Source organism: Pseudomonas rhizophila, from assembly GCF_003033885.1.
GTDB lineage: Bacteria > Pseudomonadota > Gammaproteobacteria > Pseudomonadales > Pseudomonadaceae > Aquipseudomonas > Aquipseudomonas rhizophila.
Genome location: NZ_CP024081.1, coordinates 420,247 through 439,062 on the forward strand (window position 1 = coordinate 420,247; position 18,816 = coordinate 439,062).

The 18,816-nt window shown below is 60.9% G+C and carries 16 protein-coding genes and 1 pseudogene; 12 read left to right on the top strand and 5 right to left on the bottom strand.

Annotated elements, in window-relative coordinates:
• Positions 1 to 91: 91 nt before the first annotated feature.
• From oscA to CRX69_RS01965, 8 genes are all read left to right on the top strand, one after another.
• Positions 92 to 274 carry a sulfur starvation response protein OscA gene (oscA, locus tag CRX69_RS01930; protein ID WP_047230313.1) on the top strand — a complete coding sequence of 61 codons (183 nt, stop codon included), beginning with the start codon at positions 92 to 94 and terminating at the stop codon, positions 272 to 274.
• A gap of 50 nt (positions 275 to 324) precedes the next feature.
• Positions 325 to 1,338, top strand: coding sequence for a sulfate ABC transporter substrate-binding protein (locus tag CRX69_RS01935; protein WP_107321446.1), 1,014 nt, complete (start codon positions 325 to 327; stop codon positions 1,336 to 1,338).
• A 213-nt stretch (positions 1,339 to 1,551) separates the two neighbouring features.
• Positions 1,552 to 2,370 (top strand): sulfate ABC transporter permease subunit CysT, encoded by an 819-nt coding sequence (gene cysT, locus CRX69_RS01940; RefSeq protein ID WP_047230311.1) that lies wholly within the window; start codon positions 1,552 to 1,554, stop codon positions 2,368 to 2,370.
• A gap of 12 nt (positions 2,371 to 2,382) precedes the next feature.
• Positions 2,383 to 3,252 carry a sulfate ABC transporter permease subunit CysW gene (gene cysW / locus CRX69_RS01945; RefSeq protein WP_107321447.1) on the top strand — a complete coding sequence of 290 codons (870 nt, stop codon included), beginning with the start codon at positions 2,383 to 2,385 and terminating at the stop codon, positions 3,250 to 3,252.
• 3 nt (positions 3,253 to 3,255) lie between these two features.
• Positions 3,256 to 4,245, top strand: coding sequence for a sulfate/molybdate ABC transporter ATP-binding protein (locus CRX69_RS01950; protein WP_047230309.1), 990 nt, complete (start codon positions 3,256 to 3,258; stop codon positions 4,243 to 4,245).
• Between the two features lie 335 nt (positions 4,246 to 4,580).
• The gene (locus CRX69_RS01955) at positions 4,581 to 5,951 is read left to right on the top strand and encodes a hypothetical protein (protein WP_047230308.1); all 1,371 of its coding nucleotides are present in this window, start codon (positions 4,581 to 4,583) and stop codon (positions 5,949 to 5,951) included.
• Complete coding sequence (locus CRX69_RS01960; RefSeq protein WP_107321448.1) at positions 5,941 to 6,453, top strand: sorbitol dehydrogenase; 513 nt, start codon at positions 5,941 to 5,943, stop codon at positions 6,451 to 6,453. Before CRX69_RS01955 ends, CRX69_RS01960 begins: the two co-directional genes overlap by 11 nt.
• A complete protein-coding gene (locus tag CRX69_RS01965; RefSeq protein WP_076383225.1) occupies positions 6,450 to 8,672 on the top strand; it encodes a GMC oxidoreductase in 2,223 nt (740 codons plus the stop codon). Before CRX69_RS01960 ends, CRX69_RS01965 begins: the two co-directional genes overlap by 4 nt.
• A 130-nt stretch (positions 8,673 to 8,802) precedes the next feature.
• On the opposite strand, the gene CRX69_RS01970 is transcribed toward CRX69_RS01965, so the two are convergent.
• Positions 8,803 to 9,327 carry an Mpo1 family 2-hydroxy fatty acid dioxygenase gene (locus CRX69_RS01970; RefSeq protein ID WP_076383226.1) on the bottom strand — a complete coding sequence of 175 codons (525 nt, stop codon included), beginning with the start codon at positions 9,325 to 9,327 and terminating at the stop codon, positions 8,803 to 8,805.
• An 87-nt stretch (positions 9,328 to 9,414) separates the two neighbouring features.
• Here CRX69_RS01970 and CRX69_RS01975 point away from each other — a divergent pair, with 87 nt between their 5' ends.
• Positions 9,415 to 10,101: a Crp/Fnr family transcriptional regulator gene (locus tag CRX69_RS01975; protein ID WP_107321449.1), complete on the top strand. Its 687-nt coding sequence runs from the start codon at positions 9,415 to 9,417 to the stop codon at positions 10,099 to 10,101.
• A gap of 142 nt (positions 10,102 to 10,243) precedes the next feature.
• Here CRX69_RS01975 and CRX69_RS01980 read toward each other — a convergent pair whose 3' ends face one another.
• A complete protein-coding gene (locus CRX69_RS01980; RefSeq protein WP_047230303.1) occupies positions 10,244 to 11,248 on the bottom strand; it encodes an AraC family transcriptional regulator in 1,005 nt (334 codons plus the stop codon).
• A gap of 100 nt (positions 11,249 to 11,348) precedes the next feature.
• On the opposite strand from CRX69_RS01980, the gene CRX69_RS01985 reads away from it, so the two are divergent.
• Positions 11,349 to 12,422: a fatty acid desaturase gene (locus tag CRX69_RS01985; RefSeq protein WP_107321450.1), complete on the top strand. Its 1,074-nt coding sequence runs from the start codon at positions 11,349 to 11,351 to the stop codon at positions 12,420 to 12,422.
• Positions 12,423 to 12,575: 153 nt separating this feature from the next.
• Here the strand turns inward: CRX69_RS01985 and CRX69_RS01990 are convergent, their stop codons facing one another.
• From CRX69_RS01990 to CRX69_RS02000, 3 genes are all read right to left on the bottom strand, one after another.
• Complete coding sequence (locus tag CRX69_RS01990) at positions 12,576 to 15,080, bottom strand: TonB-dependent siderophore receptor (RefSeq protein ID WP_107321451.1); 2,505 nt, start codon at positions 15,078 to 15,080, stop codon at positions 12,576 to 12,578.
• A gap of 86 nt (positions 15,081 to 15,166) precedes the next feature.
• Positions 15,167 to 16,168, bottom strand: coding sequence for a FecR domain-containing protein (locus CRX69_RS01995; RefSeq protein ID WP_047230300.1), 1,002 nt, complete (start codon positions 16,166 to 16,168; stop codon positions 15,167 to 15,169).
• Positions 16,158 to 16,658 carry a sigma-70 family RNA polymerase sigma factor gene (locus CRX69_RS02000; RefSeq protein WP_047230328.1) on the bottom strand — a complete coding sequence of 167 codons (501 nt, stop codon included), beginning with the start codon at positions 16,656 to 16,658 and terminating at the stop codon, positions 16,158 to 16,160. Before CRX69_RS02000 ends, CRX69_RS01995 begins: the two co-directional genes overlap by 11 nt.
• A gap of 251 nt (positions 16,659 to 16,909) precedes the next feature.
• Between CRX69_RS02000 and CRX69_RS28155 the strand changes: the two are divergent.
• Both CRX69_RS28155 and CRX69_RS28160 read left to right on the top strand, forming a co-directional pair.
• Positions 16,910 to 17,887: pseudogene (locus CRX69_RS28155) on the top strand (cache domain-containing protein); the annotation flags it as partial.
• A gap of 117 nt (positions 17,888 to 18,004) precedes the next feature.
• Positions 18,005 to 18,790, top strand: coding sequence for a methyl-accepting chemotaxis protein (locus CRX69_RS28160; protein ID WP_371517439.1), 786 nt, complete (start codon positions 18,005 to 18,007; stop codon positions 18,788 to 18,790).
• The last annotated feature ends 26 nt before the right edge of the window (positions 18,791 to 18,816 follow it).

Below are 18,816 nucleotides of genomic sequence, written 5' to 3' on the forward strand. Positions count from 1 at the left end.
ATAGTCTTTTTAAGAATATCTAAGCCTATCTAGTATTGCTCCTACGCCACAAACGGTGCCGCCCACTTCCAGGCATTCAAGGAGCAATAGCATGAGCGCATCTCTACGCAGCGTTGACGGTCAGGACGAAGCAACTCTGTTGCGCGAGATCCTCAATGCCTTGCGGGACCTTCGTTTTGGCGCGGTGGAAATCACCGTGCACAACGCGCAAGTCGTCCAGATCGAGCGCAAGGAAAAATTCCGGTTGCAGCAGCCGAGCCACAAACCGGGTTGAAGACCAACACTTCACAAACATAAAAAACCGGAATTCCAGGAGTTTTCACCATGCCGTCAATTCGCCGTTATGCCTTGGCCGTCTTGGCCAGCGCTGTTTTTGCAGGTTCCGCCGTCGCCAAGGATTACGAGTTGCTTAACGTGTCCTACGACCCGACTCGCGAGCTGTACCAGGATTACAACGCCGAATTCGCCAGTTTCTGGAAGAAAGCGCACCCGGACGATAGCGTGAAGATCCAGCAATCTCACGGTGGCTCGGGCAAGCAGGGTCGGGCGGTGATCGATGGCCTGCGGGCTGACGTGGTGACCCTGGCTCTGGCTGGCGACATCGACGAAATCGCCAAGCTGGGCAAGTCCCTGCCGGCGGATTGGCAAACACGCCTGCCGGAAGCCAGCACACCGTACACCTCAACCATCGTGTTCCTGGTGCGCAAGGGCAACCCCAAGGGCATCAAGGACTGGGGCGATCTGATCAAGGATGACGTGTCGGTCATCACCCCGAACCCGAAGACCTCCGGCGGTGCTCGCTGGAACTTCCTCGCCGCCTGGGCCTATGGCCTCAAGGCCAACGGTGGTGACGAAGCCAAGGCCAAGCAATACGTACAAGCACTGTTCAAGCATGTGCCGATCCTCGATACCGGCGCCCGTGGCTCGACCATTACCTTCGTCAACAACGGTCAGGGCGACGTGTTGCTGGCCTGGGAAAACGAAGCTTTCCTGGCGCTGAAAGAAGACGGCGGCGCGGACAAGTTCGACATCGTCGTGCCGTCGTTGTCGATCCTCGCCGAGCCGCCGGTGGCGGTGGTGGACAAGAATGCCGAGAAAAAAGGCAACCTGGAGATCGCCGAAGCCTACCTCAAGCACCTGTACAGCCCGGCCGGCCAGGAAATCGCCGCGAAAAACTTCTATCGTCCACGTGACAAGGACGTGGCCGCCAAGTACTCCCGGCAGTTCCCGAAATTGGACCTGGTGACCATCGACAAGGACTTCGGTGGCTGGAAAACCGCCCAGCCGAAATTCTTCAACGATGGCGGCATTTTCGACCAGATCTATCAGGCGCAGTAAGCTGGGCAGGCCTGAATGAGCTGATTACAAGCTAAGGCCGGACACTGAATCTGTGGCGAGGGGATTTATCCCCGTTGGGGCGCGAAGCGGCCCTGAATCTGGCATGTCTTTATGCTCAGGTGAATTGAGTCGGCTGCTTTGGGGCTGCTTCGCAGCCCAACGGGGATAAATCCCCTCGCCACAGTTTTTGCGCGTTCTCAACCAAGGACCTTTATGTCGCGTCGCATATCCCCCGTCATACCCGGCTTCGGGCTGACGCTGGGCTACACCCTGGTGTACCTCAGTCTGATTGTGCTCATACCCCTGGCGGCAATGTTCGTACATGCCGCCCAACTTACCTGGGAACAGTTCTGGGCGATCATCTCCGCGCCACGGGTGCTGGCGGCCTTGAAGCTCAGCTTCGGCACTGCTCTGTGCGCGGCGATCATCAACGGTGTGATCGGTACGCTGTTGGCCTGGGTGCTGGTGCGCTACACCTTCCCCGGTCGCAAGATCATCGATGCAATGATCGATCTGCCGTTCGCCCTGCCCACCGCCGTGGCCGGTATCGCGCTAACGGCGTTGTATGCGCCGACCGGCCTGGTCGGCCAGTTCGCCACCGACCTGGGTTTCAAAATCGCCTACACCCCGCTGGGCATCACCCTGGCGCTGACCTTCGTGACGCTGCCGTTCGTGGTGCGCACGGTGCAGCCGGTGCTGGCCGATATCCCCCGTGAAGTCGAAGAGGCCGCCGCCTGTCTCGGTGCCAAGCCGTGGCAGGTGTTCCGCCACGTCCTTGTGCCGGCGTTGTTGCCGGCCTGGTTGACCGGCTTCGCCCTGGCTTTTGCCCGTGGCGTGGGTGAGTACGGGTCAGTGATTTTCATCGCCGGCAACATGCCGATGAAAACCGAGATCCTGCCGCTGCTGATCATGGTCAAGCTCGACCAATACGACTACACCGGCGCCACCTCCATCGGCGTGCTGATGCTGGTGGTTTCCTTCGTCCTGTTGCTGCTGATCAACCTGCTGCAGCGGCGCATCGAAACCCCATAAGGAGGCGCGAACATGTCCCAATCGTCTATTTACGCGGCCTCCACCAACGCCGCCCGCCGCGGCAGTGCAACATCGCGGCGAGTCCTGATCGGTCTTGGCTGGTTGATCTTTGCGCTGTTCCTGCTGCTGCCGCTGTTCATCGTAGTCTCCCAGGGGCTGAAGCTGGGCCTGGGGGCGTTCTTTGCCGCAATCTTCGAACCCGATGCCCTGTCGGCGCTCAAGCTCACGGTGATCGCGGTGCTGATCTCGGTGCCGCTGAACCTGGTGTTCGGGGTCAGCGCCGCGTGGTGCGTGAGCAAATATTCATTCCGTGGCAAGAGCATGCTGGTGACCCTGATCGACCTGCCGTTCTCGGTGTCGCCGGTGATCGCCGGCCTGGTCTATGTGCTGATGTTCGGTGCCCAGGGCCTGTTCGGGCCGTGGCTGTCGGATCACGACATCCAGATTGTGTTTGCGCTGCCGGGCATCGTGCTGGCGACGATCTTCGTCACCGTGCCGTTCGTGGCCCGTGAGCTGATCCCGCTGATGCAGGAGCAGGGCACCCAGGAAGAAGAAGCCGCGCGGCTGTTGGGTGCCAATGGCTGGCAGATGTTCTGGCATGTCACCGTGCCGAACATCAAGTGGGGGCTGATCTATGGCGTGGTGCTGTGTACCGCCCGGGCCATGGGCGAATTCGGCGCGGTATCGGTGGTGTCCGGGCACATTCGCGGGGTCACCAACACCCTGCCTTTGCACGTCGAGATCCTCTACAACGAATACAACCACGTGGCCGCGTTCGCTGTGGCGAGCCTGTTGCTGATCCTGGCGCTCTTCATCCTGCTGCTCAAGCAGTGGAGCGAAAACCGAATCAACCGCCTGCGCGCCAGCGCCGCGGAGGAATAAGTCATGTCGATCGAAGTTCGTAACGTCAGCAAGAATTTCCACGCCTTCAAGGCCCTGGACGATATCAGCCTGGACATCCAGAGCGGCGAGTTGGTGGCCCTGCTGGGGCCGTCGGGTTGCGGCAAGACCACTTTGCTGCGGATCATCGCCGGCCTCGAAACCCCGGACCAGGGCAACATCGTGTTCCACGGCGAGGACGTTTCCGGCCACGACGTGCGTGATCGCAACGTCGGTTTCGTATTCCAGCACTATGCCCTGTTCCGCCACATGACGGTGTTCGACAACGTTGCCTTCGGCTTGCGCATGAAGCCCAAAAACCAACGCCCGAACGAAAGCCAGATCGCGACCAAGGTCCACGAGTTGTTGAACATGGTGCAACTGGACTGGCTCGCCGACCGTTACCCCGAACAGCTTTCCGGCGGCCAGCGCCAGCGTATCGCCCTGGCCCGTGCCCTGGCGGTGGAGCCTAAAGTGCTGCTGCTGGATGAACCCTTCGGCGCCCTCGACGCCAAGGTTCGCAAGGAACTGCGGCGCTGGCTGGCGCGGTTGCACGAGGACATCAACCTGACCTCGGTGTTCGTGACCCACGACCAGGAAGAAGCCATGGAAGTCGCCGACCGGATCGTGGTGATGAACAAGGGCGTGATCGAGCAGATCGGCTCGCCGGGCGATGTCTACGAAAACCCGGCCAGTGATTTTGTGTACCACTTCCTCGGCGACTCGAACCGCCTGCACTTGGGTGAAGACCGGCATGTGCTGTTCCGCCCTCACGAAGTCTCGCTGTCGCGTTCGGAACTGGAGGATCACCACGCCGCCGAAGTGCGCGACATTCGCCCGCTGGGTGCCACCACCCGGGTGACCCTGAAGGTGGAAGGCCAGAGCGAGCTGATCGAAGCTGAAGTGGTGAAGGACCACGACAGTCTGGTGGGCCTGGCGAAGGGCGAGACGCTGTTCTTCAAGCCGAAGGTCTGGCAGAAAGTCGCTAACCTCTAGGATCAAAAGCATCGCGAGCAGGCTCGCTCCCACAGTGGAATGGGCTTGACCACAAGTCTGTGGGCAACCCAAAAAAACCTGTGGGAGCGGTGTCGGCCACAACATCTGCGGCCCAGCCCCAGTCTCCTGTGGGAGCGAGCCTGCTCGCGATGGCGGTCCCACTCACGCCCCGATCAGAATCTGAATAACCCCGCCCAACCTTGCTTCGATTGGTTCTACACCAATACCTTTTCCCATCTAAATCCCTACCTAGACTCTGACTTGCCAGGAGGCAGTAAGAGTCCAATGACGGACCGGTGTTATCTCCTGGCGCCCTGATGCCAAGGAGATAAAGCATGAGAATGGAAGTCAGTCGGCATGGCCCGTTTGGCTGTGCCTTGCTAAGCGTTTTATTGAGCCCATCCGTCAGCGCCACCCCCTCGTTGTCACCGCAGATACCCTTCGATGTCACGGTTGCCGAGGAACATCCCACGCTGGCCAGCCTTCAGCGCGATTTCGATGACCTGTCATGGCAGACCTTCATTGCCCTGAACTGGCCGGCGCTGGACAACGGCAATCCCAATACCGGCACCTCCATCGGCAAGCAGGATGGGGCAACGGTGTGGGAAAGCTGGAAAGAGAGCTACCAGATCTTCCGGGCCAAGGGTCAGGCGCCGTTGGCCTGGGACGCGCCGGCGACGCTTCCCGAAGCGTGCAAGTCGCTCAAGTCCGGGCGCCTGTTGCAGCAGATGGGCAAGGTGCCCGATGTGCTGGATGAGTTTATCCAGCCTTTCGAGAGCGGCCCGCTGGTGGATCAGAACGGTACCTATACGCGCAACGAAATCGTGGTCAACCGATCGATGTTCAATTCCATTGTCGACAATGGTCTGTACAGCATCGAAGGCCAGCAGAAGTTTTTTGCCGCAAACCCGACCAACGCCGTGGCTTTCAGTTGCGGCTCGGCCAAGACACAGGACGTCGGCGCGCTGATGGTGAAAGCATCGTGGAAAGTGCTGGGCGCCAATGATCGTCCGCAGGATTTTCACACCGTCGATGCGCTGGTCTATACACCGGGAAACAGCGACCCGAGCAAAGGACCCATTGTCGGGGAGTCGTGCAAGTCCGAACCGGTGGGGTTGGTGGGACTGCACATCGTTCACAAGACCGACAGCGCCGCGCAGTGGGTCTGGTCGACCTTTGAACATGTAAAAAACGTACCCGAACAGACCACCCCCCCGGCCCAACGGGTGGGACCTTATCTGTTCTACAACGCTGCCAGCCAAAGCGATATCAACCAGCCGCCGCCCCGGCCATGGAACCCGGCGGTCAAGGCAACCCCCTCGCAGATCGTGCGTGAGATACCGCTGACCGAAGCCACCAAAACCCTGAACGCCACCTATCAAGCGCTGTTGCGTACGGTCAACCCACAGAGCGTCTGGGCGAACTATCAATTGATCAGTACCCAGTGGCCGTCGGCACCACAGCCCAACTGTCAGATATCAGCCGCCAACCCGCTGGGCAATCCTGCCCCGTTGTTCCTGGCCAACGCCACACTGGAAACCTACATCCAGGGCACCGTGCCCCAAGCGTCCTCCAGTTGCATGGCGTGTCATGGCAATGCGGCAACCCATGTCACCGAATCGCCGCGCACCAGCTTCGCGGATTTCACCTATTTGCTCGAACGCGCGCAGTCCACGACTGGACAAGGAGTCAAGCATGAGCAGTGAACTGGAAAATTTCGTAGGCCTTTCATCGGTCCTGACTGGCATTTCCACTGAGCGATTGGCACCGGCGATCGACCAGGTGGGTTTGCCTCCGCTGTTTCTTGAATTCATCACGCCAAGAATCACGCCTGATGTGCTCAGTACATTGCTGACTCAATACGCCAACCTGGCGGGGGACAATCAATCCCCGGATCAGATCGCCCAAGCGGTATTGATGGACGGAGCGCTACCGGCCGACACGCAGACCGCCAAAGCCGCGCGTTCGATCATGAAGCTGTGGTTGCTGGGCGTCTGGTACCAACCCTATGACGCGGCGAGTTTCAAAAAGGATGAGCAGACGGTGGTGTCCGACCAGGCTTATATCAATGGATGGGCCTGGAAAGCCGCCCAGGCTCACCCTATGGGCTACAGCGAGATGTTCTTCGGCTACTGGAACACGACGCCGCCCAGCCTTGAGGATTACACCGGAGTAGCTGCCAACGCGCAGCAAGGAGCTTCGTCATGAGTACCGAACAAGCAGAGGTGGTCATCGTTGGTGCGGGGCTGGCCGGCAGCATCATCGCTTATCAGTTGGGCATGGCTGGCGTGGATGTGCTGGTGCTCGAATCGGGCCCGGAGATCCCGGCCAATCGTACGCAGTATCTGGAGCGCTTCTACACGGCGACCCTGAAAACCCCGGAGTCGCCCTATCCTCCGGTATCGACCCTGGACACACCGCGCGACCCGACCAAGGAAAATGCCCCGCGGGCAACCATCGCCGATCTGATCCTGGGTTGGGACAAACCGGAAATCAGTTACCTGGTGCAGAAAGGCCCGTTGCCCTTCAACAGCACCTATGAACGGGTGGGCGGCGGGACGACCTGGCATTGGGTCGGAACGTGCCTGCGCATGGTGCCGAACGATTTTCGCCTGAAGAGCAAATACGGCGTCGGGGTGGACTGGCCGATCGGCTACGACGATCTGCAAAGTGCCTATTGCCGGGCCGAGGCGGAAATCGGTGTGTCGGCCAATGTCGCCGACCAGGCTTATCTGGGCATGACCTTTCCCGAGGGCTATTCATTCCCGATGCACAGCATTCCGCTGTCACTGGTTGACGGCAGTTTTGTCAGCGCCGTGACCGGGCAGACGTTCGACGGCTTGCCGCTGGTGGTCAGTCCGACCCCGGCGGGGCGCAATTCCCAGCCCTACGCCGGGCGCCGGGTGTGTGCCGGCAATACCAACTGCACGCCGATCTGCCCGATCCAGGCCAAGTACGACGCCACGGTGACCATGAACAAGGCCCGGGCCACCGGCAAGGTCCGGGTCATGTACCGGACCGTGGCCAGCAAAGTGACCGTGGGCCCGGACAAGAACATCAATGGCATCGAATTCATTCAATATCAGCTTGGCGAGGGACCGAAGACGGGAAACGGTGTGGCCATCGGGCAGCGTTACGTGATCGCGGCCCATGCCATCGAAACCCCTAAATTGTTGCTCAACTCCAAAACCCCGGACTGGCCTAAAGGTGTGGCCAACAGCAGCGGGCAGGTGGGACGCAGCCTGTCCGATCATCCGATTTACCTGGCGTGGGGGCTGATGCCGGAAGGCAAGACGGTTTTCCCATATCGTGGCCCGGTGTCCACGGCGGGCATCGAGAGCCTGCGTGACGGTGCCTTCCGCAGCCAGCGAGCGGCATGGCGCATCGAAATTGGCAATGAAGGCTGGAACTGGCCGGTTGGCGATCCTTACGTCACCGTGGCCGATTTTATCGACGGGAAGAACATAAGTCGCACCAATCCATTGCCGGCGAAAGAGACACCGCCGCCGCCCACTGAAGCGCTGTACGGCACGGCACTGATCAAAAAACTCAACGAACTGTTCATCCGCCAGTTTCGGATCGGCTTCCTGGTGGAACAGGTGGAAGACCATCCCGACCAGTCCAATAGCTACATCGTGCCCTCGACGGATAACTACAAGGACGGGCTCGGCATTCTTCGGCCGGAAATCCACTACGACCTGTCCGATTACACCAAGGAAGGTTTCAGGCAGGCGAAGATACTGGCGAGCCACATCATCAAGGACCTGCTTGGCGCCGTGGAACTGACAGCACCCATTGGCAAAGGGACCTTCAACTACAAAGGCGAAGATTACAGCTTCCAGGGCGCCGGACACCTGATGGGGACCTATCGCATGGGCGATGATCCAGCCAAGTCGGTGGTGGACAAATACCAGCGCAGTTGGGACCACAAGAACCTGTTTCTGGTGGGCGATGGCGTGTTCCCCAGCACGGGCACCTCGAACCCGAGCCTGACGATTGCGGCGCTGTCGTTCCAAGCCGGGGACACCGTGGCCAACGACCTGAAGGCGGTGACCATGCAGGTCCAATCCAACATCGCCTGGCAGGGCACTGGAGTGCAGATCAACGGGTTGATACCGCGCGTGGTTCGCTACGTCAGTGGGTTATGGTGCGCGAGTCCGCAGGGCGGCAATGTCGATGGAAACGGTGGTTCGCGGCACATCGACTACAGCAGCTATGCCTTGCCCGGTGCCGCCGAAGGCGCCTTGATCGGTCGTGTGGGCAACGATGGAACGCCGTTCCTGGTGGGTGATCTGGCGCAGGTTCCGAGCGACCAGCAAGGGGAACTGCAACTGTGCATCAACGATGACCTGACCGGGCAACATGGGTCTGGCTTGAAAGATAACACCGGCGCGCTGACGATACGGGTCGAGTTTGGTGCGCTGTAACCTGAGCGGTAAGGCCTGACTCTTGTGGGAGCGAGCTTGTGGGAGTAAGGCTTGCCCGCGATGCAAACACCTCGGTGTAGCTTGATAGACCGAGGCGATGCCTTCGCGGGCAAGCCTTGCTCCCACAGATTCAGACGGCCGAGCGTTGGTGACGCAAGGCCACGGGCCCGGCGCGTTCTTCAATGGCCCGCTTCAGTTCGCTACGAAGCCCCAGCAGGAAACCCGCCTCCACCACCACGAACAGAGGCCCGACAATCAACCCGGTGAGGTCATCGACGAACGCCGGTTTACGGCCTTCGTAATAGTGACCGACGAACTGGATCACCCAGCCCACCACGAACATCCCCAGGCCACTGCCCAGCCACACCAAGGTGCTTTGCGCGGCGAGCACCTGGCCCAGCCATAGCGCCAGGGCCAGCAGTACCGTCATCAGCACCCCCAGGCGCAACTCAAGGCGTAGATAGAACCAGGCACTGGCTACCGCTATCAGCAGCGCCGGCGACACCAGAACCGCGCCCACCGGCCAACCCGGCCGTGACAGCAGTACGGCGACGGCGACGAAAATCAGCGGAATACCGATGAAGTGCGTGGCGATGTTGCGTGGGTCGCGGTGGTAGGCAGCGTATTGACTGAGATGATCAACGAGGCTTTTCATTGTTGTTCCTCCTGAGGTGATGCCTGCATGATGCCCGGGTTCCACGAGGCGTTCTGTCAGTTAGCCGACACTTGTCCCGGAGTTTCCATGAATACCCATCCCTGGCACTCGCACCTGTTGGCCGGTCACTGGTACAGCCACTTGCCCGCTGAGTTACAGAGTAGTCTGTTGGGCATGTCGCGGGTGCGCCGCCTGGTGCCGGGGCATCGGCTGTTTCAGCGCGGTGACCCACCCTGCGGGATGTACGCCGTATTGGAGGGCGCGGTACGGATCGGCGCAGTGAACGAACAGGGCAAGGAAGCGCTGCTCAGTGTGGTGGAAGCCCCCCACTGGTTTGGTGAAATCTGCCTGTTCGATGGCCAGCCGCGCACCCATGACGCGGTGAGCGTGGGCCAGTGCACCTTGCTGCACTTGCCTCAGGCGCCGTTGATGGCGTTTCTGCAAGAACATCCGGTCTATTGGCGAGATATTGCACGGCTGATGAGCCACAAACTGCGCCTGACCTTCATCAATCTCGAACACCTGAGCCTGATGCCCGCCCCGGTACGTGTTGCCAATCGCCTGCTGATGATCGCCGAAGGCTACGGCGAAATCGAACCGGCGCGACGGGTCTTGCAACTGCCCCAGGAGCAACTGGCGCTCATGCTCTCACTGTCGCGCCAGACCACCAACCAGATCCTCAAGGACCTTCAGGCCCAGGGCATTGTGCAGTTGGCTTATGGTGAGATTGAAATCCTGGATATCGAGCGGTTGCGGGCATTGACCACGATCTGAAGGCCTTTATCGACTGATCCACCGCTATCGCGAGCAGGCTCGCTCCCACAGCGTTGGTGGCGGGCCTGAATGTTGAGTTCACCTCAAGACAATGTGGGAGCGAGCCTGCTCGCGATAGGGCCGGCCCAGCCAACGCAAACCCCTAGCGCAACCCATCCCGAAACTGCCCCGGCGTCATTCCGGTCCAGCGCTTGAACGCCCGGCTGAAGCTGCTGGCATCGGCAAAGCCCAGAAGATAACCGACTTCACTCAGTGAGCACTGCGGGTCGCGCAGGTGCAGCAGTGCCAGGTTTTCCCGACATTCGTTAAGCAGCGTGTCGAAGCGGCAGCCTTCATCGGCCAAATGCCGTTGCAGGCTGCGCAGGCTCAGGTGCATGGCCTGGGCGATGCGCTCGGCGCTGGGTTCGCCTTCGGGCAGTTGGGCCTCGATAGCGGCTCGCACCTTGCGCTCCCAGGTCAGCGGCTGGAGCTGGGCGAGGGTGCGCTTGAGTACCGTCTCGTTGTGTTCAGCCAGCTCCGGATTGGCGTCGTCCAGGTGGCTGTCGAAATCGACGAGGCTGAATTCCAGGCAATCTTGCTCGGCGCCGAAATACACAGGTGAACGGAACACTTTATGCCAGGGGCCGGGGTCCGTCGGTTCCGGGCGCCGCAAGTACACCGCCAGCGGCGCGTAATCGCGGCCCAGTCGGTTGCGACACGTGCGCACGTAAATCGCGGCGAACGCATCGATGGCTTCAAAGGCCGGCGTCGCCCGGCCTTGGGGCACGTCGAGCGTGAAGCGGTATCGGTCTTCGCAGCGGCTCAGTTGCAGCATCAACGCATCGCTGACCACCGGGTGATAACGCACGATTCGCTCAAACACTTCTCGCAAACTGCCGCTGGCCACCAGGGCATAACCCAGAGCGTGGAACGTGGTGGGACTGACGAAGCGCGAAACCCGCAGGCCGATCGCCGGATCACCGCTGGCCTGCACGGCCAGTTCCCACAGGCGCGTGGTGGCCGAGAGCGGATAACGGGCATTCGGGTCGTCCATCAACTGCGGATCGAGCCCGGCCTCCAGGCACAGGGCATGGCTGTCCAGGCCCAACGCATCAAGCTGTTTGCGCAGGGCGCGGGTCCAACTGGCGAGGGAGGTGGGTTCAGTCATGGCGATTGGCGCTTGCGGTCAACAGGTTGGCGTTTACGGCTACCACCCTAGGGGGCATCGCCCGGCAGGATGAGCACATCGATAGAAGAGGATGTAAGCCATGCACGGCACTTGCGCAAGCCCCGAGCGATTGAATGCACAACAGCGATCGGCCCATATTCGCCAGGTGGTCTTGGCCCGAGGCGAAGAACTGCGCCAGCGCTACCCGATCCTGCGTCATCAGGATGCGTTGGGCGCGGGCATCCTGGCGTTCGCCCTGGCCGGGATGGTCGGTTCGGCGCTGCTCTACATCAACGGTCACCTGGCCGGTTGGGCATGCCTGCTGCTCAACGCTTTTTTCGCTTCACTGACCCACGAGCTGGAACACGACCTGATCCACAGCATGTATTTTCGCAAGCAACGTGCACCCCACAACCTGATGATGGGCCTGGTCTGGCTGGCGCGGCCCAGCACCATCAACCCGTGGATCCGCCGCCATTTGCACCTCAATCATCACAAAGTGTCCGGCAGCGAGGCCGACCTGGAAGAGCGGGCCATTACCAATGGCGAGCCCTGGGGGCTGGCGCGCTTGCTGATGGTGGGCGACAACGTGATGTCGGCCTTCATTCGCCTGCTGCGGGCCAAGACCTGGGCGCACAAGCGCAGCATCCTCAAGCGCACGCTGAAGGTGTATTTCCCGCTGGCGCTGTTGCACTGGGGCGCGTGGTACGTGTTTCTCGGTTTCCATGGGGCCAACGCTGTCGCCTATTTGCTTGGCACGTCGATTGATTGGTCGCCGACCACGCTGGCAGTGATGCACGTGATCGATATCGCAGCGGTGGTGATCATCGGCCCGAACGTGCTGCGCACCTTTTGCCTGCATTTCATCAGCTCGAACATGCATTACTACGGCGACATCGAGCCGGGCAATGTCATCCAGCAAACCCAGGTGCTCAACCCCTGGTGGCTGTGGCCATTGCAGGCGTTCTGCTTCAACTTCGGCAGTAGCCACGGGGTCCATCATTTCGTGGTCAAAGAGCCGTTCTACATCCGCCAGATGACGGTGCCGGTGGCCCACAAAGTGATGCGTGAGATGGGCGTGCGGTTCAATGATTTCGGCACGTTTGGGCGGGCGAACCGGTTTGTGCGGGAAGAGGGTGTGGTGCGGGAGGAAGGGGATGCGGTGCGGGTTTGACGCAAACAGGTTCGAGAAGTAAAAACCGAACCTTGTGGCGAGGGAGCTTGCTCCCGCTGGGTGGCGCAGCAGCCCCCCAAAAAACAGGGCCGCTTCGCGTCCAGCGGGAGCAAGCTCCCTCGCCACAGAGAATGAGTTACCAAAGAGAACGGGTCAGAACTGGTAACTCACCGTCGCCGCCACGTTGCGTTCTTCGCCCAGGTAGCAGTAGCTCAGGCTGGCGCAGGAGGCGACGTAGGTTTCGTTGGTCAGGTTGTTTGCGTTCAGGCGCACGTCCACGCCTTTCAAGCCGACCTTGCCCAGGTCATACCCCACCGACGCATCGAACAACGTATAGGACGGCACCTTCATGGTGTTTTCCGCATCGGCCCAGCTGTAGCCGACATAACGTACGCCACCGCCCAGTCTCAGGCCATCGAGCGCGCCGCTGTCGAACTTGTAGTCCGCCCACACCGAAGCCATGTGGCGTGGGGCCTGGGTCGGTGAGTTGCCCTTGTTTTCGATGATGTCGGTGGCGGTGCTCAACGTGCTGATCATCGATTTCGAATATTCGATATCGGTGAAGGTGTAGCTGCCCAGCACTTTGAACTGCTCGGTCAGTTGCAGGTGCGCTTCCAGTTCCAGGCCCTGGGAGCGAACGGCACCGACGGCGCGGTAGAAGTTTTCCTGGGGCAGTTTGGTCGCCAGGTTCTCCTGGTCGATGCGGAACAGCGAGGCGGTGTACAGGTCATCCGTACCCGGTGGCTGATACTTCAGGCCCAGTTCCCATTGCTTGCCATCGGTCGGCGACAGCGGGTTGCCGGCGCTGTCGGCGTAGGAGTTGGGGTTGAACGACTCGGAGTAGCTGACGTACGGCGCCAGGCCGTTGTCGAACAGGTACAGCGCCCCGGCACGGCCAGTGAGCTTGCTGCGTTTGTCGTTGATCTCGGTGCCTTCCGGGCGGCCGAACTCAGCGATGCGGTTTTCATCCGAGGTTTTCACCCAGTCCTGACGCAGGCCCAGGGAGAAACGCCATTTATCCATCTCGATCAGGTCTTGCAGGTAGACACCGGTCTGTTCCAGGCGCCGCAGGTAGCTGGTGGGGCTGAAGTAGGTGATGGCCGAGTTGCCATAGACCGGGTCGAAGGCGTTGATCGGGGCTAGGCTGCCGCTGGTCCAATCCACCACGGTCTTGCGCCGCTGATAGTCAGCGCCCATTAACACGGTGTGCTTGGTCGCCCCGCTGAAAAATTCAGCCTGCAGCATGTTGTCGACGATGAACGAATGCAGTTTTTCTTCGGCACCGGTGTAGTAGCGGTTCAGCTCGTTGCTGGTCGGCGTGGTCCAGCCGTAGGCGTAGACCTGATCATTGGTGACTTGGGAGTCCAGGTAACGGAAGTTCTGCCGGGCGGTGAAGACATCGTTGAAACGGTGTTCGAACTGGTAGCCGAACGACTGCTGATCACGTTCATAGCCATCGACGCCTGGCTCGCCTTCGAAGAAATTTTCCGAGATACGCTTGCCGTTGCGCTGATGCAAGGTGCCGTCGGCCGGCATGCCGCCGTGATAACCACCGTCGGGGTCGTGCTGCAGGTAGGCCTGAAGCGTCAGCGACGTGTCTTCGGTAAAGTCGATGCTCACCGTGGGGGCGAGGGCAAAGCGCTTTTCCTTGGTGTGGTCGAACTGCGTGTCGGACGTATCCGCCAGCCCCACCAGGCGATAGGCGATGCGTTTGTCATCATCCACCGGCCCGGTAAAGTCGAAGCCCATGCCGCGTTGGCCCTGGGTGCCGACCGTGGCCTGGATTTGGTGATAGGCCTCGTACAGCGGTTTCTTGCTGGTGAGCGCCACCAGGCCGCCGGGCGAGCTGCGCCCGTAGAGCACCGAGGATGGGCCTTTGAGAATGTCGACCCGCTCAAGGAAGTACGGGTCGACTTGCATGGAACTGTAGGTGCCGCTGTCGCCCATGGACTTGAGGCCGTCGAGGTAGATGTTGTCCACCGAGCCATCGTTGAAGCCGCGCATCGCCACGTAGTCGTAGCGATGGGTCGCGCCGTAGGGGTTGGTCAATACCCCTGGGGTGTAGCGCATGGCCTGGGAGACGGTTTGCGCGCCTTGGTCGTCCATTTGCTCGCGGGTGACCACGGAGACGCTTTGCGAGGTTTCCCGCAGGGCGGTACTGGTCTTGGTGGCGACCTGGCTGTGGGTGGCGTTGTAGCCCGCCATGCTGCCCAAGGCGTTACCCAGGGCAAATCCCTTGATGTCGGTGGTCGGCAGCGCCAACGTGCCGCCCGAGGCCTCGGCTTGCAGCACATAGCTGCTGCCATCCGGGCTGACGGCGGTCAGGCCTGAAGCGCTGAGCAGATGGCTCAGGGCCTGGTCCGTCGAATACTCGCCGTGCAGTCCCGGGGACTGGATGCCGCTCGTCTGCTGCGGAGTGCTTGCCAGGGTGATGCCGGCCTGACGAGCGAACTGGTTCAGCACATCGTTCAGGGGGCCGGCGGCAATGTTGTAGCTCTGGCGCGCGGTGGTGACACCGTCTTGCGCCGCGACGGCGAACATCGGCACGGCGCCCGCACTCAACACCGTGCAGAACAGTGCAGCACGGATGGCATGGCGCAACAGGCCTGTTTGCGAGGAGCAGCCAAAGGGGATGTTGAGGTTTACGCGCTCAGTCATTGTGGGTTTCCGTTGGAGTCGCTAAGGGCAGATAAGCGTTGCTTACTGTCCTAGCCGGACTTGCGCGCAAAACCCGCCAAAAAAAATCAGACCGATTCCTGCACCGTGACCCACCAACGGGTTCGATAGCGTAATTGAACGGGGAGCGTGCGCGGCAGGACGGCCAGCAACCTGTCGGTGTCTTCCAGGCGGAAAACGCCTGACAAGCGCAGGTCCGCAATCGACGCGGCGCATTTCAGATAGCCCTGGCGGTAACGTCCTACCTCGTTGAGGAAGTCCTCCAGACGCATGTTGCGCGTCACGAGCAAACCCTCCGCCCAGGCACCGATGTCCATATCCAGCGGCGGCGCCATGGTCGCTGTCGATGAGCTGAGCAGATAGCTCTGCCCGGCGCTCACCTGTAGCGGGGCACCATCGGCGCCACGGTGCGAAAGGATCGCGACCCTGCCACGGGTGACGCTCAGGCGTGTGCAGGCATTGTCCTGCCGCACCACGAAGCGCCCGTCCAGCCCTTCGAACAGGCCATGTCGGCTGCGCACCAGCAGCGGCCGCTCGGGATCGCGACCGCAGGTGAGCATGATTTCACCTCGCGTCAGGCTGATCAGGCGATGCTCGGTCGTGTAGTCCAGGTCGGCGGCGCTGTCAGTGTTCAGTTCAAGCCGCGTACCGTCGGGCAACTGGAAACCTCGATGTTCGCCGGTGGCAGTGGCGAAATCCGCGCTCCACGGCTGCCAGCCCAGGTCCTTGCCCAGCCAGGCGGCGGAGCCTATCAGCGCCACCCCCGACAACAGTTTCAAGGCCTGGCGCCGACCGAGTCGCTGGGCGCTGTTTTCCAGGGTGTCGAGAGCGACGTGGGCGCCGGGGACCGCCCGCAGGTTCGAGGTCAACTCACTGTGCAGCGCTTGCACCCGCTGCCAGGCCAATTCGTGTTCGTGATGGGCGGCGCGCCAGACCTCGCATTGTTGGCGCAAGGCCGGATTGGCAGCATGGTTGCGCAGGCGCAGCAGCCAGTTGATCGCTTGCCTGACTACCTGTTGGGATGGGCCGCTGCGTCGATTCAACACGTTATCCACAGGCTCAGCTTTCATAGCGCAACACATAGCAGTGATACAGCGCATCGGCGACGTATCGTTCCACCGAGCGCAAGGAAATGCCCATCTGCTCGGCAATCTGCTTGTACGTCAGGCCTTCGCACTGGGCCAACAGAAATGCCCTGCGCACTTTCGGCTTCAGGCCCTCGAGCATTCTGGCGATGGCTTCCAGCAGCTCCAGGATCAAGGCCTGGGCTTCGGTGTCGGGGGCTTGGGCGGGTGGCAGGTGGGCGATGGATTCCAGGTAAGCGCGTTCGATTTCTTCCCGGCGCCAATGATCGATCACCAGGCCTTGGGCGATGGTGCGTAGAAAGGCGCGGGGCGACTTGAGCTCCAGGCGTTCGGTGCGTTGCAGCAGGCGCACGAAGGTGTCCTGGGCCAGGTCCGCTGCGTCGGCAGCATTGCCCAAGCGGCTGCGCAGCCATGTGTGAAGCCAGCCGTGATGGTTGCTGTAGAGCGTCTGTACTGCAAACTCGGGAGATGACATGAACGCGAAGGCCTGGATGTCGCAAATGATAATAGGTCGCATTGTCGTCAGGGGTCAGTGAATTTGCAACCACCGTTCGACGCACCGTGTCCTTCCGTCGCCCATTTGTTTAAAGGGCTCATATTTTTTTAACTTTTGCCGACAGCGTTATATGCGTGCACCAAAGTGGAGCAGATCACAAGTCCGCCCGCGCTGTGACATGAATGCTGCAACCGGAATGCACCCCCACTCCCTGCATAAGAAGCCTGTCGATGAATCTGAAGTTCAGCCATAAAATCCTTCTGGCCGCCTCTGGTGTGGTCGTTCTGGCTTTTGCCCTGTTCACGCTCTACAACGACTACCTGCAACGAAAAACCATTGGCAGCAGTCTCGAATCCTCCATCCAGCAGTCCGGCGACCTGACGGCCAGCAGCGTCCAGAACTGGATGAGCGGCCGGGTGCTGGTGCTGGAAAACCTGGCGCAGAATATTGCGCACCAGGGCGCGGGTGCCGATCTGCCGGGGCTGGTGGATCAGCCGGCGCTGACGTCGAATTTCCAGTTCACTTACGTGGGTCAGGCCAACGGCGTCTTCACCCAGCGCCCTGACGCAAAAATGCCCGACGGCTACGACCCGCGCCAGCGCCCCTGGTACAAACAGGCAGTCACCATCGATCAAACCATGCTGACCCCGCCCTACCTGGCTGCGGTCGGCGGCCTGGTGGTGACCATCGCCCTGCCGGTGAAGCACAACGGTGAGTTGCTCGGTGTGGTGGGGGGCGACCTGAGCCTGGAAACCCTGGTGAAAATCATCAACTCCGTGGATTTCGGCGGCATCGGCCATGGGTTTCTGGTCAGCGGCGACGGCCAGGTCATCGTCAGCCCGGACAAGGACCAGGTGATGAAGAACCTCAAGGACATCTACCCCGGTACGCCAGTGCGCATCGAGAAAGGTATCCAGGAGGTTGAGCTCAATGGGCAGGATCGCATTCTTTCGTTTACCCCCGTCGCAGGCCTGCCGAATACCCAGTGGTACATCGGTCTGTCGATCGACAAAGACAAGGCCTACGCACCGCTGAGCCATTTCCGTACCTCGGCGCTGATTGCGATGTTTGTGGCGGTGGCGGCCATTGCGTTGTTGCTGAGCCTGTTGATCCAGGTGTTGATGCGTCCATTGACCACCATGGGGCGCGCCATGCAGGACATCGCCCAAGGTGAAGGCGACCTGACCCGGCGTCTGGTGGTACAGGGCAAGGATGAGTTCGGTGAGCTGGGCAGCTCGTTCAACCAATTCGTGGAGCGGATTCACGCGTCGATCTCGGAAGTGTCTTCCGCCACTCGGCAAGTGCATGACCTGTCGCAGCGGGTGATGACTTCGTCCAATGCCTCGCTCATTGGCTCCGACGAACAGAGCGCCCGCACCAACAGCGTGGCGGCGGCCATCAACCAGTTGGGCGCCGCGACCCAGGAAATCGCCCGCAATGCCGCCGACGCCTCGCAACAGGCCAGCGGTGCCAGCGAACAAGCCGATGACGGACGCCAGGTGGTGGAAAAAACCATCCAGGCCATGACCGAGCTGTCACAGAAGATCAGCCTCTCGTGCACCCAGATCGAAACCCTGAACGCCAGCACCGACAACATCGGGCACATCCTGGACGTGATCAAGGGCATCTCTCAGCAAACCAACCTGCTGGCGCTGAACGCTGCCATTGAAGCGGCCCGTGCCGGTGAAGCCGGGCGTGGGTTTGCGGTGGTGGCCGATGAAGTGCGCAACCTGGCGCACCGCACCCAGGAGTCGGCGGAAGAAATCCACAAGATGATCACCTCGCTCCAGGTCGGTTCCCGTGAAGCGGTGACGACGATGAACGCCAGCCAGCTTTCCAGCGAAGAAAGTGTGGAAGTGGCCAACCAGGCGGGTCTGCGGCTGGTCAGCGTGACGCAGCGCATCGGTGAAATCGACGGCATGAACCAGTCGGTGGCCGCGGCCACCGAAGAACAGACCGCCGTGGTGGAAACCCTCAACATGGATGTCAGCCACATCAACCTGCTGAACCAGCAAAGCGTCGCCAACCTCAATGAAACCCTGAAGGATTGCGATGCCCTGTCGCAACAGGCCAATCGGCTGAAGCAGTTGGTGGACAGCTTCAAGATCTGATCTCAGCCGACCTCACCGCCAACCGT

Coding starts and splice junctions, on each gene's coding strand:
- CRX69_RS01985 (WP_107321450.1), top strand. CDS start 11,349: ATGCACGGCACTTGCGCAAGCCCCGAGCGATTGAATGCACAACAGCGA.
- CRX69_RS01970 (WP_076383226.1), bottom strand. CDS start 9,327: ATGAAAAGCCTCGTTGATCATCTCAGTCAATACGCTGCCTACCACCGC.
- CRX69_RS01965 (WP_076383225.1), top strand. CDS start 6,450: ATGAGTACCGAACAAGCAGAGGTGGTCATCGTTGGTGCGGGGCTGGCC.
- CRX69_RS01955 (WP_047230308.1), top strand. CDS start 4,581: ATGAGAATGGAAGTCAGTCGGCATGGCCCGTTTGGCTGTGCCTTGCTA.
- CRX69_RS01935 (WP_107321446.1), top strand. CDS start 325: ATGCCGTCAATTCGCCGTTATGCCTTGGCCGTCTTGGCCAGCGCTGTT.
- CRX69_RS01980 (WP_047230303.1), bottom strand. CDS start 11,248: ATGACTGAACCCACCTCCCTCGCCAGTTGGACCCGCGCCCTGCGCAAA.
- oscA (WP_047230313.1), top strand. CDS start 92: ATGAGCGCATCTCTACGCAGCGTTGACGGTCAGGACGAAGCAACTCTG.
- CRX69_RS01960 (WP_107321448.1), top strand. CDS start 5,941: ATGAGCAGTGAACTGGAAAATTTCGTAGGCCTTTCATCGGTCCTGACT.
- CRX69_RS01975 (WP_107321449.1), top strand. CDS start 9,415: ATGAATACCCATCCCTGGCACTCGCACCTGTTGGCCGGTCACTGGTAC.
- cysT (WP_047230311.1), top strand. CDS start 1,552: ATGTCGCGTCGCATATCCCCCGTCATACCCGGCTTCGGGCTGACGCTG.
- CRX69_RS28160 (WP_371517439.1), top strand. CDS start 18,005: ATGACTTCGTCCAATGCCTCGCTCATTGGCTCCGACGAACAGAGCGCC.
- CRX69_RS02000 (WP_047230328.1), bottom strand. CDS start 16,658: ATGTCATCTCCCGAGTTTGCAGTACAGACGCTCTACAGCAACCATCAC.
- CRX69_RS01990 (WP_107321451.1), bottom strand. CDS start 15,080: ATGACTGAGCGCGTAAACCTCAACATCCCCTTTGGCTGCTCCTCGCAA.
- cysW (WP_107321447.1), top strand. CDS start 2,383: ATGTCCCAATCGTCTATTTACGCGGCCTCCACCAACGCCGCCCGCCGC.
- CRX69_RS01995 (WP_047230300.1), bottom strand. CDS start 16,168: ATGAAAGCTGAGCCTGTGGATAACGTGTTGAATCGACGCAGCGGCCCA.
- CRX69_RS01950 (WP_047230309.1), top strand. CDS start 3,256: ATGTCGATCGAAGTTCGTAACGTCAGCAAGAATTTCCACGCCTTCAAG.